This window comes from Streptomyces sp. NPDC008092 (assembly GCF_042957285.1).
Lineage (GTDB): Bacteria > Actinomycetota > Actinomycetes > Streptomycetales > Streptomycetaceae > Streptomyces.
The window spans coordinates 12,828-28,538 of sequence record NZ_JBIBHY010000015.1; the positions used below are offsets into that span (position 1 = coordinate 12,828).

Sequence of the window (15,711 nt, forward strand, 5' to 3'; positions counted from 1 at the left end):
CAGAGCCATCACGGCCTCACTAGTCCCATTTCCCGTAGCCGTACAGGGTGTACGACTTCCCGCCGGGCATGATCACATCGCCCGTCACGTCGAACTCCACGGTGGAGTAGCCCTCCACATGGCCGATGAAGACCAGGTCGTAGCGGTAGCGCCCGCGTAGGCTGTCGTCTTCGTGCTCGCCCCATGATGGGTGCCAGAGGTAGTTGCCAGGCTCGGGGTGGCCGTACTCGTGCCACGGACTCACCGTGTGGCCCTCCACCAGGATCGTGAAGGACAGGACGACGCGGTACGCCGAGCGCCAGTGGCCGGTGAGCTTCACAGCAAAGTAGAGGGAGCAGTGACCGCTTGGCTCCGCGCACCTGCGGGTCAGGTGCACACAGCCGGCGTGACCGCACTGCCAGCCGTCGTTCTTGTACTTGAAGCTCGTCCCCATGACATCTGACGTGTTCACGGGGTTCTGTCCCGCGTAGTCGTAGGCGTTTTGGCTGCCGCCGGGGACCGGGTCGGTCTGCAGGAACCTGCCGTCGGCCGCGCTGTACAAGCGGACGCCCATGAGCAGCAGGCCGGTGGGGGTCTCCGCGGAGCGCTGGTGGCTCCCGAGCCAGCCGTAGCGAGCGGTCGTGGTGGCGTTACCGAACTCGTCGTAGCCGTGGCTGGTGACCGTGGTGGAGGCGAGGGTCAGCTGGACGGTGACGTCGCCGTGCAGGTCGGACAGTTGCAGGACCGTGTTGCCCGTGGCGTCCGTGGTGGCGGCGAGTGATCCGGTGAGGTCCTCCACGTCGCGCGTGATCGTCCCCGAGGTGTCCTCGGCGGTCCACGCCGGCAGGTCCGTGCTGTCGGCGTAGTGGTTGGTCTTCGTCGCCGTGGCGGTCCAGGTGCCTCCGGAGAGGGTCTGCGTGGTCCAGCTCGCCAGGCGCTGGAGTCCGTCCAGACTCCAGGTCTGCCGGGTGGTCGCGGTGGTCTCCTGGCGGACCAGGTCGTTGGAGTAGTAGGCGAGCGTGGTGCCGTCGGGGGTGGCGGTGGTGCGGCCGAAGGCGTCGTAGGTGTAGCCGGTGTCGCTGACGCGGTCGGCGCTGTCGTAGGTGTGGGCCGCCGTCGTGGTGGTTGGGGCCGTGGTGTCGGCGCAGTCCGTGGAGCTGGAGTCCGTGGCGAGCTTCGTGCGGTCCCAGCTGGTGGCGGAGGCGAACGTGTAGGAGCGGGTCGTGCAGGAGTTACCGGTGTCGTCGGCGGCCTGGGTGAGGCGGTCGGCGTTGTCGTAGGTGTAGGTGCTCGTCGTGGTGGTGCCGTTGTTCTCGCTGTGGCTGGCCCGCAGGCCGCCGGCCGTGTAGTCGGCCGTGTCGGTCAGCACGGGCGTGCTGCCGGAGTCGGTGTAGGTGCGGGCGGTTTCGTGGCCCGCGGGGTCGTAGGACTGGGTGAGGGTGTAGCCGCCGGGGAGGGTCTCGGCGGTGAGGTTGCCGTCCGCGTCGTGGCCGGTGGCGGTGAAGGTGCCGGCGACGGAGTCGGTGACCGTGGCGGGCAGGCCGGTGGTGGCGTCGTAGGTGTAGGTGGTGGTGGAGGGGGCGGAGTCGGTGACAGTGACGGGGCGGTCGGAGCTGTCGTACGCCGTCGTCGTGGTGTCGCCGGTGCCGTCGTCGTATGTCACCTGGCGGCCGAGCTCGTCCTGGGTGGCCGTGATGGTCGTCCCGTTCGAGGTCTGCTTGGCCAGGGCGCCTGTGGTGGTGTCGTAGGTGTAGGTGACGTCGGGGGTGGCCGTTCCGGTACCGCCGGAGACGGACTGCGTGAGCACACGGCCGATCGCGTCACGGGTGTAGGTCGTGGTGCGGGTGGTGGAGTTCGCGATCTCCGTGAGGGTGTGGATCTGGCCGTACCGGTCGTACGTGTACGTCTTGGTCGGCAGTTCGGTGGGGTTGGAGCCCCCGCCGGTGATGGCCGCAGCCGGTGCGGTGCGACAGACGAGGCCGGCCCATTCGGGGCTCCCCTGGCAGTCGCCGCTGCCGGTCGCCGAGTAGTACGTGGTCAGCGTCGTCTTGGCGTCGCTGCCTGTGGAGCCCGACTGGATCTCCTTGGTCAGGTGTCCGTCGCTGTCGTAGCCGTAGCCGGTGGTGGCGGCCAGGCCGCTGGGGTCGGTGACCGTGCTCAGAGGCAGGCCGACGGTCCAGTCGTACGTAGTGGCTGTGGTGTGCCGGTCGGCGTCGGCCGGGTAGCCGGCCACGGTGGCGCCGGTGGTCGTGGATGTCTGCTCGTCGGAGACGACCGCGTCGCTGGGCCGGTTCTCGTCGTAGGCGTAGGAGGTGTGAGTACGGGCGAGGGTCTCGGTGCCCACCGCCAGGTCGGCGGCGCCGGTGCCGCCGGAGAGGGTGTGCTGGAGGGTGATGGTGTGCAGCGGGCCGTAGACGTCGGCCAGCTGCTCGGAGCCGTCGTCTGCCGTCGTGTAGTCAGTGACGGTGGACAGCAGTCCGGCCGCGTCCGCGCTGCTCGCGGTGTTCGCCAGGGCACCGGCCAGCAGCGGGTCGTCGCTGGTGGTGGTCGAGAGTGCCAGCTCGCGGTTGGCGGCGGTCAGCTCACGGACGGTGTTGCCCATCGCGTCGTACTCGGCGGTGGTGATACGACCGCCCGGGGTGGCCGTGTCGACGCCGAGACCGGCCTCGTCCAGGTAGGTGACGGTGGCCTTGGCGTAGTCGCCCGAGCCCAGGGAGCCGCCGTCGTTACCGGCAGGCACGGAGGTCGGCGGGAAAACCGCGGTGCCGACGGTGGGGTTGTCGGTCTGGCCCCACTTGGCGGTAGCGGTAGTGGACAGGTCGTAGGGAGCTGCCGAGCCGGAGATCGGCACGTTGTAGACGACGCTCGTGGTTGCCGTGCCGTCCGTGGTCGCCGTGGTGCCGGGCTTCAGCGTGGGGCGGGAGGCGGACAGCAGCTTGCCGCTGCCCGCGTCGTAGGCGAAGGTCCAGGGCAGCTGTCCGGGCGGAGTGAGCGTGGCGATCCGGCCCGCGCTGTCGTAGGTGTACGCCGTCTTCAGCGGGGTGTCCAGACGCGGGTCCCAGGTCTCGCGGAGCCGGCCCGAGGTGTCGTACGCGTACTGGGCGACGACCGTCGCGGTCGCGGCCGAGCCACCGGGGGCGGTGGCCCACAGCTTGATCTGGCTGACCTGTCCCGCGTAGTCACCGAGCGCCGAGGAGGTCGCGGTGGTCGCGGGGGCGTAGACGTACTCCAGGACCCGGCAGCCCTTCGTGCTCGGGTCGGCCTTGCAGGCAGTTGCGGAGACTGCGCTGGTGGGTGTGATGACGTACTCGGGTTCGGCCAGGAACTCGCTGCCTCCGGAGACCGGCACCGCGTTGGAGACCACGGTGGTGGTGCTTGCCGAGTCGTCGGCGGCCGTGGCGGTGGTGGCCAGCTGCCAGGTGGTGGAATTCCCGTTCGGCTTGGTGAAGGTGGAGACCGTGCCGTCGGCGGTGTCCTTCAGGACGAAGGAACTGCCGGACGGGGAGCCGGTCAGAGTCAGATCCTCCGAACCTGGCTGCGGGGTCCAGGTGCCGACGGTCGCGTCGAGCAGGGTGAAGCCGGTGGCCGCCCCTCTTGAGTCGAGCAGCGACACCGACGTGCTTGACGTCTCCTTGAGGTAGGTCCAGTCGGATGTCGGCGCGGTGACGCCCGAAGTCCAGTTCGGTCCGAAAATGGCGACCTGCCCGTCCTGTGCGGCGGCGCCCTGCGGGTTGCGGGAGGAGAACGCGCGGGTCACGGTCGCGCCGAACGCGGAGGCGTCCGTGGCCGACAGACCGAAGTCACCGGTGAGCAGGTTGACCGAGCCCGGACCAACCGCGCCGCTGGGGGCGTTGGCGGCCTTGCGGTCGACGGTGACGGTGGCCGCGTCGGTGCCGTAGGTGTTGGTGCCGTCGGTGAACAGCGCCCTCACCTGTACCGGACCGTCGTCGGAGATCTGGTCGGTCGCCGCCCAGGTGAGGCCGTCCGGGTTGCCGGACGAAGAGAAGGAGAACGGCCAGGAGGAGAGCGCCGTCCCGTCCTTCCTGGTCACGTAGTTCGCGGGAATCGGCTGCCAGCCGTACGGATCGGCGGCGCCGATCCGGTACTGGTACGTCACCCCGGTGAACGCACCGGACTGGGTGGCTGACAGGGTCACGTCGTCGTGCGTGGTGTCACCCGTGACCGGAGAGGTGAGCCCCGCCTTGCCGACGCCGAAGGCGTAGGACGTGGTGGAGGTGGAGATGTTGCCGCCGGAGTCGATGGTCCGGGCGTACAGGGTGTGCCAGCCGTTGCCCGGCTTCACGGTGATGGTCTGCGACTGGCCGCCAGTGCCGTCGGTGGTGTCCAGAGCGCTGTTGGGGACGGTCTTGTCGTCCAGGCCCCACTGGTAGCCGGCGCCGTCAGTGGAGGTCGTGGACAGCGTGCAGGTTGCGCCGCTGCCCGACTTGTCCGTCCAGCCCCCCGAGGAGTACGGGGAACAGGTGATCGTGGGCGCGGCGGGCTTGGCCACGTTCGGCACGAAGTAGAGGTACGAGGACCAGGCGCCGTAGTCCGTGCCGTCGTAACCGCGTACTCGCAGCCGCAGGTGCGAGGCTGCCAGCTGGCTCGCGCTCGGGACGGCCAGGGTGGCGGTGCCTCCGGAGGAGACGGAGGACGAGGTGGCGGTGTAGGAGTACGACGTCTCGCCCGAGTAGGCCGGGTCGTTGGTGATCTCGAACTGAGCCTTGACGGTGGAGCCGTCTGGGTCGGAGACCTTCGCGGACAGAGTCGGGGTGTACGTCGTCACGTACCGCTTGCCGTTGTAGGCGTTGACCGCGGACGGGGACACGGCGACGGACGTCGGCTTGGCCGGGTAGGAGTTGTAGGTGACGACCAGCTGCGGGGCGTACCCGGAGGTGGTGTAGTTCGCGGACCGGAAACGGCGCCAGGTGGTCGCATCCGTCTCGTCGGCGCTGCGCAGCTGGATGCCGTAGTTCGTGGAACCGTCCGCCCACGCCTGCACGATGGACTGCATGTTCCAGTTCGACCAGGCGGCCGGGCAGGAGGAGCTGTAGCCCCAGTGGCCGGTGTTGGTCGCCATGCCGGTCGTCGTCGTCGACGGCTGGGCGGACCAGGTCACCGAGGACGAGGACCAGGTGGAGGTGATCCGGCGGGCCTGGGTCGCGGCGCCTGAGGTGGAGCAGGTGGAGGAGTAGTAGTTGTACAACTTCATCGTCGCGGACGTGATGTGCGTGCCGGTGAACTTCGAGACGTCGAACTTCAGGTAGGCGCGGGCCACATCCGTGCCGCTGTCGTACGTGCCCGACTTCAGCTCCTGCGAGGAGACCTGGGAGTCGGGGTAGTCCGGGGTCTGCACCCAGGTGTCGGTGGTGACGGCGAGGGTGGAGGTGGGGTCGACGGTCACCGGGTAGGTGGCCGTGTCGAGGAAGTCGGCGTCCGGAGTGAGGACGAGGGTCTGGGAGCCGTCGTCGGCGGTCTCGATCTTCGTCGAGACCTGCTCCTCGTGGGCGGACTCACCGGAGGCCGGGTCTTTGGACGCGTCCCACATCATCGGCGCGGGCGCCTCGGCCACCAGCTTGCCGTCATCGTCCTTCAGCAGGAGGTGGCCCGAGTCGGCCTGGGACAGGGTCAGGCCCTTGAGGTGCAGCGGTATCCGGTAGCTGACCGTCTTGTCGGACGGCCGGCTGTCCAGCGTGATGTTCTCCGAGAAGCCCTGCGCCAGCGCCGTCGCCGACAGGGTCTGGCCGTCGCCGAGGTCGTAGGAGGCGGTGCCGTCCTTGACGGTCGGGGTGGGGAGCTTGTCCGCCCAGCCCAGGCCGAAGGAGTCGCTGCCCTTGGTGACGGAGGCGAGGTCGGTGTCACCGCCGTCCGACACGGCGATGTCCGCCGCGGCCACCTGGGGTTCCAGGTCCGGGCCGGTGTCGGAGAGGTCAGTGTCGATGTCGTGCCAGTCGCCGTTCTGCTTCACGCGGACGGGACCGGCGTAGTCCTCAGTCTGCATGCTGCCGTCCGGCAGCGCGTAGGTGGTGGAGGCGCCCGTGCGCTCCGACAACACCTCGATCTTCCTGTTCTGCAAGCGGGCCGCCAGGAGAGCGGAGGCAGGGTCGTTCGCTTCTGCGGCCCCGTAGGTTGCGTCCGCCGACGTGGCGGCCGACGTCGTAGCGGTCACCGGGAGGGCGACAGCCGTGCCGGTGCTGGCGAGGGTCAAGGTCGCTTCTGCGACTAGAGCGATGGCGGCCACCAGGCCTGTCCCACGTATACGGAAACCGGAACTGCCCGGTCTGCCGGACTTGGATCTGCTGCGCACGGACGAACCCCGTGATCTTTCTGCTGGCGTGAAGCGATGAGCAGCAGATCTTTACATCGCCCTCACATGGGGCCATTAGCGCCAGCACACACCGCTTCAAGCAACAGCAAAGAGGGGCTAAATAAACGGTGTGAGCACCTGAACTCCACCACCTTCACGAGGGCGACAAAAAAGACATTCTCTCCACGCGCAAGGCCCTGAGCAGGGACTACGCGTGGTGGGCCGATAGTTGCGATCTTGGGTGATTCTTTCCAGAAGACCCACTCAAAAGGTAAGAACTAGGTGCCGAAGGAGAAGCGGGGCAGAGGTCGTGAATAGACCGAGAGGCTGGTCCTGCTCTCCGTCCCCGACCGTGACTGATGGGTGGGCAAGGCCCAGCCCGGCTGACAGTACCTAGACCGCTGCCGAGGACGGTTTCGGCGGCTGACGAGGCCCAGCGCTGTGGCCTCGGTGTGATCGTCGAGGTTTGGGAGTCCCAACTACGGGGCCGCAGCGAGGCCGACACCCCGCTGGAACGCGCGCTCGGGCGCCGCCTGACCTCACCACTCCCACCGGGACACTGACGCGCGGTCTACCTGGCGCGAGCCCCGACCAAATATCACCCGGGTTATATCACCGACGCGATGTGCAGTCCGCCCCGCGACCCGGAAGGCTGCTCCCCGCACACCTCTCGTTGTGCACTGGCACCACCGAAGCCGACACAAGCCGAGCACGGGAAAGGAGAGGGTCATGCCGACTCCCCGGCGCACCAAGGGCGATCACCTGATCTACGCCGACGTCGTCGACTCCAAGAGCAAGGCGGGGGTCTGGATGGGCGAGCGCGATGCCTTCCAGGCCAAGCAGGCCGAGATCCTGGAGGCGTTGAAGGACAACACGCACTGGGTGCCCGTCGAGAACGCGATCATGGTGGTCAGCACCGAGCCCGCCGGCATCACGATCATCGCCGCGAACCCCACCCTTCCGGGCGTGATCGTCCTCGCGGACGGCGGCTCCCCGGAGGCCTCGGCACAGCTGCAGGCCACGGGGGAGGAACTCGTCCGCGAGCTGATGGCCGAGCGCGGCATCCTGGAAGAGGAAGCCGCGTAACACCAGTGGCCTCCTCGCAGCTTCTGTGGGGGAAGTACATCCGGTACGACCGGGACGGCGAGGTCGCCCTCCTCGACCCGGTCACGCTGGACAGCGTGTACCTCGACCGCGGGGAGGTCACCGATCTCTCCGCGGTTCCCCCGACCGCGACGCACACAGCTCTCGCCGAGCTCGGCTTCTCGCCGGACGGTCCCGACCGCGACCAGCGCGAAGCACTCCGCAACCGACTCCGGAGACTGGGTCTGGAGCCCTTACCCGTACGGATCAGCGGTCTCCGGGTCGTCCTCACCGACGCCTGCAACATGAAGTGCAGCTACTGCTTCGTCGACACGAACACCGGCAAGCCGGACATGACAGAGCGGGAACTCGCTGACGGCCTGACCTACCTCTTCGAGACCAACGCCGGCCAGGACGAGGTGGCCATCCAGTGGTTCGGGGGCGAACCGACGACCCGGTTCGACCTGATGCAGCGCGGGGACGAACTCGCGGATGCCCTCGCCGAGCAGTACGGCGTACAGCGCGTGCGCCGCACCGTCGTCACCAACGGCGCCCGAATCACCGACGCCATGATCGATCACTTCTCCCGCTACCGCTACGGCGTCGGGATATCCATCGACGGCCCACCGTCGGTCAACTCCGAGCACCGGAGACTGCTGGGCGGACAGTCGGCCGACGACCGCATCCGGCGCAACGTAGGCCAGCTCCTCAATGCAGACGGCATCCACGTGGGCTGCAATCTCACCCCCACGCCCGCGAACATCGGGCGCCTGGCCGAGACCGTCAAATGGATCATCGACGAGCTCAGCCTGAAGTTCATCTACGCCAACACGCCCATTCCCGCCGGCGGCCGCTGGACTGTCGACGGCGCAGAACTCGCCGAGGAGCTGTACCAGGCGCGCCTGGTCGCCCTCGGCCGAGGCGGGATGATGTTCTCCGTCCTCGACCGGGCGTTCCAGGCTCTCGACCGGCGCCGCCCCATGCTCTTCGACCACATACAGAGCGACCGCACGCTCAACGCCGCCCTGCTGCCCGGCAGCCGCATAAGCCTGTGCGACATCAACTTCACCGAGCCGACCTTCCTGCACACCCTTGAGGAGTTACGGGCCGACCCGGCGCTGTTGGGCGGCATCGCCAAAGAGATCGCCCCGGTCCCCGAGTGCGGCGAGTGCCCGGCCCTCGCGATCTGCGGCGGTCCCTCCCGCAACGAACAGCTCCTGATCGCGGGGGACCGCCCGGACCCACAGATGTGCGCCTTCTACCAGAGCACGGTGGAGATCGCCGTATGGGACAGTACGGGGCTCCAGTGAGCGCGGTTGTTGCGCACTCCGAAGCGCCGAGCGCGCCACCTCGCAAGCGGTATCGGACCGCACTGGTCAGCACTGCGGGCCACTGCAGGATCGCCTGCGGGTTCTGCTTCCGCGCCGACCGCGCGCACGGGTTCCTGGACGTCTCCACCTACACCCGGACCCTGTCCCGGTTGAAGGAGATCGGCGTCGAGGGGATCTGTCTCACCGGGGGCGAACCCGCGCACCACCCCGAGCTACGGCAACTGGTTCGACTTGCCCACCAGTTCGGCTTGCCGGTGTCCGTGGTCACTTCCGCCCGCGATCCCGAGGACGTAGACCGTCTGGCCGGCCTGGCCCACCTGCTCGCGAACGTCACCGTCTCCGCGGACTCGGCCGGCGCCATGGAACTCGGCCTCACGACGCGATCCGTAGCCTCGGCCATCGCGACGCTGAAGCAGGTCCCCGCACAGCGGCAGGTCCTTCACCTCACGTACTGGAAGCTCAGCGACCAGGAGAGCCAGGACATCTACCAACGTGCCGCCGCAGCAGGGGTCGAGATCCAGCTCAGCCCCGTCGCCCTCGACGACGCGGGGCGGCGGCGCGCCGGTCACACCGTCCACAGCTACCTCGACCAGCAGAGAGCCGACACCACCCACCTGGGCCGCTACTTCCACCTCACGCCAAGGTTCCTGGAGTACCTGACAAGGCTTCGGACCATGCACCTCCATCCCGAGGACCGCCCCCTCTGTTCATCCACCTCCCTGTACGTGTCCGCAGGCGGCGACATCCGCCGCTGCCCGTACGGCAGTACAGGAGTGAACTTGTTCGCGGCCGTGTCGTAGTGGAGTTCCTGACCGGCCAGGTAGAGGACGGTCTTCGTCGGGCCGCGGCGGATCAGGAGTTCGCCGTTGGCGTCACATGCCGTCCGGCGCCGCATATGGGGGCGCGTCAAACGCCGCCAACGGGGTCCGTCTTGGGAAGCAGCTAGAGTACGAGGCCGATGCAGCCGCAGCTGCCAAGATGTTCACCAAGGATGGGGACCTCACCACCGAAACCATTGCACGTTCCACGAAGATCCAAGAGGGCTCCAAGATGGGAAACACTCACTTGAGGGAGTACTTCGAGGAACACGGCGGTATAGACCAGTGGGGTAAATACGCCACTCCGCGCCTCAACATCCCGGGACGCGAGGGAACATTCGACATCCACTTCTACAGAAATGAAGTGAGCGGAGAAATTTACTACTACGACTACAAGGTAAAGCTGGGCGGAGGACAGAGAAGGTGAGAGTTCGTTATCTGGGCGCCCCGGATGCCCCACCCGACCCCGTCGACGGCAGATACCACTTCATTCCGGGACAGGAATACACGGTACTCGAACTCCATGTACGGAGTGACGGTTCCTCCTCTCTGCGAATCGAGCACTCGCCAAGCGACCTCGCCGGCCTGTACAGCGGAAAGTTCTTTGAGCAGGTGTCTGACGTTATCCCTTCCCAGTGGAGTGTGGAGATCTATCGGCGAGGCGGGCTGAGCATGGGGCCGAGGGAATGGATCGCAGGAGATTTCTGGGAACGCATGATGGAACGTGACCCGGAAGCAGAGGCCGCCTTCGAGGTGACACGCGACTCGATCGTTGCCGAGGATCCGGTCGACGCCACTCACTGAAGGCGAAGGCGCCGGAATGTGGATGCCCCATGCGAACGCCGGGGCCTTTCCGTAACCCGGAAGTTGGCAACTGTGCCCGGCGCAGGCGTTCCTAGTGGACGTCCGCGCCGGGCATCGTGTTTCAGCCTGCGCACGGGCTCTGCGTGCGACTCTTGCCGGGCCCCGGCAGCCAGACTGTGGCTGTCGGCTGTCCCTGATCTCACGGAGGGGGCCACAAGCCGGCGCGCAGGTGTTTAAGGCGTGGCCTTAGGTGACGCCGGAGATCTTGGAGGCGCAAAGATGAGCGTCGTGTGGTCGATGACGTCACCGGAATCCGGAAGATTCACCCCAGGCGAGAGAATCTCGGAACTACCCGATTTGGCAAGTAACTTCAACCAACTACGTTCACGCGGCCAGGGGTATCTTGAAGTTCGGTTTCCGGAGAGACCGTTCCCTCAGCTCACCCTGGGCTTCCGGGATGATTACGCGGTAATCCATCTCTTCATCGACGAAGAGAGCGTGTCCCTTCTCGTTGGGGATGGGGCCCTTCCATCTGATACGTCAGCAGAGGTCCCAATCTTGGACGACCTGACGGAATTTACAGGTGATTTCGCACTGAGCGTCGACAACGCGTGGGATACCGTGCGGAATTTCACCCAGGAAAGAACACTTGAGGAGCTGGGCGAGTGGTGCGAGCTGTAGGAAAAGCGAGGACCTGACGAGGGAAAACGCCCAGCCCCGGATGGGCATGGCAGGGAGCTAGAGCTCTCGAAACCCGAAGCGGTTCCCGGTGCCCGGATTACCTACGGGAACCGGGAACCGCTATCCTTTTTTCACACCCACCAACTGCACCACCGGAGCAATCTCGAAATCCTGAGAATTGTTCGACAGGCGCGCCTCTGCTTTTGGTCTGAAGTCACCACGGAGCGGGAGGAACAGTGTTCACACACCTCAAACCGGATGAGCAACAGTGGCGGACAGACCAGTCTTCTTGTCGAAGGTCTTTTCTAACTGACGCATCGCCCGCCTGACTCTCCATAGCGGACCGCCCGCTGGTGCCTGCATCGCACCGTATCGCAACGGCAGTCTGCTATGAGGCGGGTGAATTTCCGTTTCGACTTCATCACCACCCAACCCGAGCAGATGGCCCAGCTCGTCCGAGGGAATCCGGATTACAGCGGAGGCCTTATTCAGATCGTCTCCTGCCATGCCTCCTGCGGTTCCGCCGAAGAACTCGCGGAAGCCCTGGTTGTGAGGGCCACCGGTGCCCGCAAGCACCAGGTCGACCTCGATCGGGTCTTCGGCACTGTCAGGGCACCCGTGCTTCTCGCTCCCCAAGGGACGCAGGACCCTCGAACTTCCCCTCCCGCCCAACCTCGCCGTCCGGGCGCGCGAGCGCCTCCACCTTCATCGAGATCGGAGGCCCGGACGAAGCATCGGTCCGTCAGGCCGCCGACCTGCTCGGCCTCGACAACACCGCTGCGCGCTTCGGCAGCGTCGACGAGATCTACAAGAGCGAAGCCGGACGCGACATTCTGGCCAAGCCCACTCTTCTCTTCGCCAACGCCGACAAGACCGATGTTCCCGCGGTAACCGGCCACACCAACTGAATCCACCCCGATGCGCAACAGCTGGTGCTGGAGACCTGGTGATATCACGGGCATGCGTGTCCTGGACCATGTCTGCGGCACCGAGGAGCGCACGGTGCGACTGGCCCCACGCCCCGGGATGCGGGGCTGCCGGGACGTACTCACCGTGCGCAGCCGGAACATCCCACCCTCACCTTCAGGTGTCCGGGCCACGACCGCTGACGGCGATCGATAATCGCGTCAACGCCGTTCATCGAAACAGTGGCCGGACAGCTCGAAGAGCTTCGCACGATGTAAACCGGCTCACTGCAACTCGCGCCGAATGGAGCGCACGAACCGACACGACGGCCCACGCCGCCACGTGGTCCTGCCGAGCCACAACTCCGATGCCAGCGACTCCAGCGTCATAGTTCGGCGGCTGTCACGAACGACCAGTTCAGAGGCCTTACAGCTCCTCTACTTCAGGGACTTTTCAGGGACTTTCAGCGCTGTCTGAGGGACTTCCGAGGGACTTTCCGCCGCGTAACACGGCAAGGCCCCGAAAGATCGGAAAGGGCCTCCGACGCAGGTCGGAGGCCCTTTCCAGGGCAAAGCCGCAGGTGGCGGCAGACGAGTCGGGCTGTACGCCGGGTTCTGTGCCCCGGTCCCTCGCGGGAGCCGGGGTGACGGCCATCCATCTAGGGCCGGTGTTGCCACCGGCCTCGTGCGGTCTACCCGGGGGCTCGGGCGGGCAGCCCTCGAACGTCCCCGCAGAAGCACCGGGGTGCTTCCTCTTGACCTTGCTCCGGGTGGGGTTTACCTAGCTGCCCAGGTCGCCCTGGGCACTGGTGGTCTCTTACACCACCGTTTCACCCTTACCCAGCGCCTGAGCGCTGGGCGGTTTGCTTTCTGTGGCACTGTCCCGCGAGTCGCCTCGGGTGGCCGTTAGCCACCACCCTGCCCTGTGGAGCCCGGACGTTCCTCGGGAAGCCCCCCGTCAAGGGGACTCCACGCGGCCGTCCGCCCGGCTCGTCTGCCGTGTCGACCATGTTACCGGGCGCGCCGGCCTCTTCGGTGCCGAGGACGCCGTCGCCAGCACCGAACCCGCCAGGATCAGCGCGAACGACACCGCGATCGTCGGGGTGAAGCTCTCGCCCAGGAAGAGGGCACCCGCCGCGACCGCCACCGCGGGGTTGACGTACGTGATGACCGTCGAGCGGGTCGGGCCGATCTCCTTGATCAGTTCCAGGAAGGCCACGAAGGCCACCGCCGTGCAGAGGACGCCCAGGGCGAGGAGGGAGAGCAGGGCGTTCGTCGAGGGGAGGGAGGAGGGCCAGGTCGCGGCCGCCGCGGGGGCGTAGACCAGGGTCGCCAGGGTCAGGCACGGTGCTATCAGCTGCAGCGTCGGGACGTCCTTCAGGCGGCGGGCCGCTATCAGGGGGGCCGTCGCGTAGCCGATGACCGTGAGGAGGACCTCGCCCAGCGAGCGGGCGTCGCCGCCGGTGAGGTGGGGGATGGTGAGGACGGCCACGCCGGCCAGGCCGATCAGGAGGCCGGTGATCCGTCGTACGCCCAGGTGCTCGCGCTCGCCGCCGAAGTAGCGCGCCGCCGCCACGCCGACGATCGGGACGCCCGCTATCAGCAGGCCCGCCGTCGAGCTGGACAGGTGGCGTTCCGCGTCGGTGAGCGTGAACCACGGGCCCATGATCTCTATGCACGCGAAGGCCAGCATCGGGCGCCAGTGGGTGCGCAGGGTCAGCCACAGGCCGCCCTGGCGGATCGCCAGGGGGAGGAGGAGCAGGGCGCCCACCGCGCACCGCGCGAACACCACCGTCGACGGGGACACCTCGTCCACCGCCACCTTGATCATCAGATAGGGGATGCCCCAGATCACTCCCATGAGGGAGAACAGGAACCAGCCGCGTGCAGTCATGGACCGAGCATCGCTGTCAGTACCGTGCCGCGTCTTGAACGCTGTTGCGGTAGGCCGCCGGGGTCACCCCCAGCACCCGGCGGAACCAGCGGGTCAGGTGCGCCTGGTCCGCGAAGCCCACCGCCGTGGCCGCCTCGGCGGGGCGCAGGCCCGCCTCCAGCAGGCGGCGGGCGCGGTCCACCCGGTACTGGGCGAGCCAGGCGTACGGCGGGACGCCCATCGTCGTACGGAAGGCGCGCAGCAGCTGGTAGCGGGAGAGGCCCAGGTCGGCCGCCAGGTCGGCGAGGGCCGGCGGGGCGGTGAGCTCGTCGGCGAGGCGGTCCCGGACGAGGAGGGATATGCCGTGCGCGCCGGGGATCTCGTCCCGCGCCGATCGTGCCGTGGAGTGGCGGCGGGACAGGGCCGTCAGCAGCCAGGGGAGGCGGGTCTCGGCCTCCAGCGGGTCCGGGCAGGCGGCCAGGTCGGTGTGGGCCTGGCGGAGGGCCGCGACCAGTTCCGGGTCGTACACGACCGGGTTCCGGAAGTGCGGTACGGCGTCCAGCGTGCCGTCCGCCAGCAGGGCCGGGTCCGCGTACAGGGCGCGGTAGGCGTAGCCCTCGTCCGGGGTGGCCGGGCCGCCGGTGTGCATCTCGCCGGGGGCCAGGACGATGATCCCGCCGGGGCCGGTGCGGATGCGGCCGCCACGGTAGGCGATCACCTCGGACCCGCCTACGCACACCCCGATCGAGAACTCGGCGTGCGTGTGCGGGGCGTACACGTGTTTGTCGAAGCGGGCCGTCAGCATGTCGAGCGGCGGGCCGCAGCGGCCCAGCCGTGTTCTTGTCCACCGTGCGTGTTCAGCCACCTTCGGCACCCCCTTGCGCTAAGGGTGCAACGACTTCAGGCCCCGTTTCCATGCCGCGTCCAGGTCGGCGTCCGCCGGGAAACGGCCGTGGATCTCCAGGACCACCATGCCGTGGGCGAACGCCCAGGTGGCGCGGGCCAGGTCCAGGTCGCCGCCGCAGGCCCGCAGCAGGGGCGCGGCCGCCCGGTCCTCCAGGCCGGCGGGCAGCGCGGCACGCGGGAGGGGGCGTTCGTTGGCCAGGCAGTAGAGGTGGGGGTGGGCCAGGGCGTACGTGCGGTACGCGCCGGCCAGCGCCTCCAGGGAGCCGGGGGTGCGGGACGCCGCCGCCTCCAGGGCCGCGGCCGACTCCTCCAGCATCTGCGCGACGAGTTCGACCTCCACGGCGTGCTTGTCGGGGAAGTGCTTGTAGAGCGACGGTGCCTTGATGCCGAGGCGGTCGGCGAGGGTGCGCATGGTGAGGACGGCGGGGCCGGACTCCTCCAGCAGCTCCCGGGCCGCCGCCACGATCTCCCGCGCCCTCGCCGTCAGCCGGTCGGGCACGTCAGGCACGTCCTGTACGTCAGGCACGTCGGGTGCGTCAGGCACGTGGGCCCTGCCGGTCCTGTCCGTCCTGCCAGTCGCGTCAGTCACGCTGGAAACCCTCCTTCGTCCGCAGTCCGTACCCGAAGGCGCGATCGTACGAGATGTGGGCCAGCCAGCCGCAGAGCGCGGCGAACGCCGGGGGCCAGGAGAAGAAGGGCTGCACCGCGTAGGCCGCGAGCAGCCCCAGCGGGACCAGTGCCCGGTGCATCGCGTTGTAGTACGGCACCGCGCGGGGCGGCAGTTGCCCCTTGGCCATCCTCGGCGCCTCGTCGAGGGCGACCAGGAAGGTGAGGTCCGGGAGGATCAGGAAGAGCAGGGCCAGGGCGCCGGCGAGCCAGCCGTGGTGCACGCCCTCCAGGATCGCGAAGGCCGTCCAGAACATGGCGCCGGCCAGCCAGGCCGTGCGGCGGGCCACCGCGGTGGCGGTGCGGAGGGCGGGGGTGACGTTCGTGGTGCCGGTCATGGTGCTGGTCATGGTTACCT

General features: G+C 67.9%; 11 protein-coding genes, 1 other RNA gene and 2 pseudogenes. 7 read left to right on the forward strand and 7 right to left on the reverse strand.

Annotation, left to right across the window (positions count from 1 at the left end; translation table 11 throughout):
- Positions 1-19: 19 nt before the first annotated feature.
- Entirely contained in the window at positions 20-6,187 is a 6,168-nt protein-coding gene (locus tag ACFZB3_RS38235; protein WP_391384730.1) for a DNRLRE domain-containing protein, read from the reverse strand.
- A gap of 828 nt (positions 6,188-7,015) precedes the next feature.
- Here ACFZB3_RS38235 and ACFZB3_RS38240 point away from each other — a divergent pair.
- From ACFZB3_RS38240 to ACFZB3_RS38265, 6 genes are all read left to right on the forward strand, one after another.
- On the forward strand, positions 7,016-7,372 hold the full coding sequence (locus tag ACFZB3_RS38240) for a hypothetical protein (protein WP_391384732.1): 357 nt from the start codon (positions 7,016-7,018) through the stop codon (positions 7,370-7,372).
- A 5-nt stretch (positions 7,373-7,377) separates the two neighbouring features.
- The gene (locus ACFZB3_RS38245) at positions 7,378-8,679 is read left to right on the forward strand and encodes a radical SAM protein (RefSeq protein ID WP_391384736.1); all 1,302 of its coding nucleotides are present in this window, start codon (positions 7,378-7,380) and stop codon (positions 8,677-8,679) included.
- On the forward strand, positions 8,676-9,500 hold the full coding sequence (locus ACFZB3_RS38250; protein ID WP_391384738.1) for a radical SAM protein: 825 nt from the start codon (positions 8,676-8,678) through the stop codon (positions 9,498-9,500). The genes ACFZB3_RS38245 and ACFZB3_RS38250 overlap by 4 nt, the downstream gene beginning before the upstream one ends.
- Before the next feature lie 76 nt (positions 9,501-9,576).
- Positions 9,577-9,945 carry a hypothetical protein gene (locus ACFZB3_RS38255; RefSeq protein ID WP_391384742.1) on the forward strand — a complete coding sequence of 123 codons (369 nt, stop codon included), beginning with the start codon at positions 9,577-9,579 and terminating at the stop codon, positions 9,943-9,945.
- Complete coding sequence (locus ACFZB3_RS38260) at positions 9,942-10,322, forward strand: hypothetical protein (protein ID WP_391384745.1); 381 nt, start codon at positions 9,942-9,944, stop codon at positions 10,320-10,322. Before ACFZB3_RS38255 ends, ACFZB3_RS38260 begins: the two co-directional genes overlap by 4 nt.
- Positions 10,323-10,601: 279 nt before the next feature.
- The gene (locus tag ACFZB3_RS38265) at positions 10,602-11,003 is read left to right on the forward strand and encodes a hypothetical protein (RefSeq protein ID WP_391384748.1); all 402 of its coding nucleotides are present in this window, start codon (positions 10,602-10,604) and stop codon (positions 11,001-11,003) included.
- A 249-nt stretch (positions 11,004-11,252) separates the two neighbouring features.
- Here the strand turns inward: ACFZB3_RS38265 and ACFZB3_RS38270 are convergent, their stop codons facing one another.
- Positions 11,253-11,639, reverse strand: a complete 387-nt coding sequence (locus ACFZB3_RS38270) for a hypothetical protein (RefSeq protein WP_391385567.1) — start codon at positions 11,637-11,639, stop codon at positions 11,253-11,255.
- Positions 11,640-11,704: 65 nt separating this feature from the next.
- On the opposite strand from ACFZB3_RS38270, the pseudogene ACFZB3_RS38275 reads away from it, so the two are divergent.
- Positions 11,705-11,911 (forward strand): annotated as a pseudogene (locus ACFZB3_RS38275) (hypothetical protein); the annotation flags it as partial.
- Positions 11,912-12,496: 585 nt separating this feature from the next.
- On the opposite strand, the gene rnpB reads toward ACFZB3_RS38275, so the two are convergent.
- The 5 genes and pseudogenes from rnpB to ACFZB3_RS38300 all read right to left on the reverse strand — a co-directional run bounded on the left by rnpB (position 12,497) and on the right by ACFZB3_RS38300 (position 15,703).
- Positions 12,497-12,901: RNase P RNA component class A (gene rnpB / locus ACFZB3_RS38280), an RNA gene on the reverse strand.
- Between the two features lie 118 nt (positions 12,902-13,019).
- Positions 13,020-13,802 (reverse strand): annotated as a pseudogene (locus ACFZB3_RS38285) (DMT family transporter); the annotation flags it as partial.
- Positions 13,803-13,818: 16 nt separating this feature from the next.
- Positions 13,819-14,586: an AraC family ligand binding domain-containing protein gene (locus tag ACFZB3_RS38290; RefSeq protein ID WP_391385527.1), complete on the reverse strand. Its 768-nt coding sequence runs from the start codon at positions 14,584-14,586 to the stop codon at positions 13,819-13,821.
- Between the two features lie 78 nt (positions 14,587-14,664).
- Complete coding sequence (locus ACFZB3_RS38295; protein WP_391385530.1) at positions 14,665-15,174, reverse strand: WHG domain-containing protein; 510 nt, start codon at positions 15,172-15,174, stop codon at positions 14,665-14,667.
- A 94-nt stretch (positions 15,175-15,268) separates the two neighbouring features.
- Complete coding sequence (locus tag ACFZB3_RS38300; protein WP_391384751.1) at positions 15,269-15,703, reverse strand: DUF4260 family protein; 435 nt, start codon at positions 15,701-15,703, stop codon at positions 15,269-15,271.
- Between the last annotated feature and the right edge of the window lie 8 nt (positions 15,704-15,711).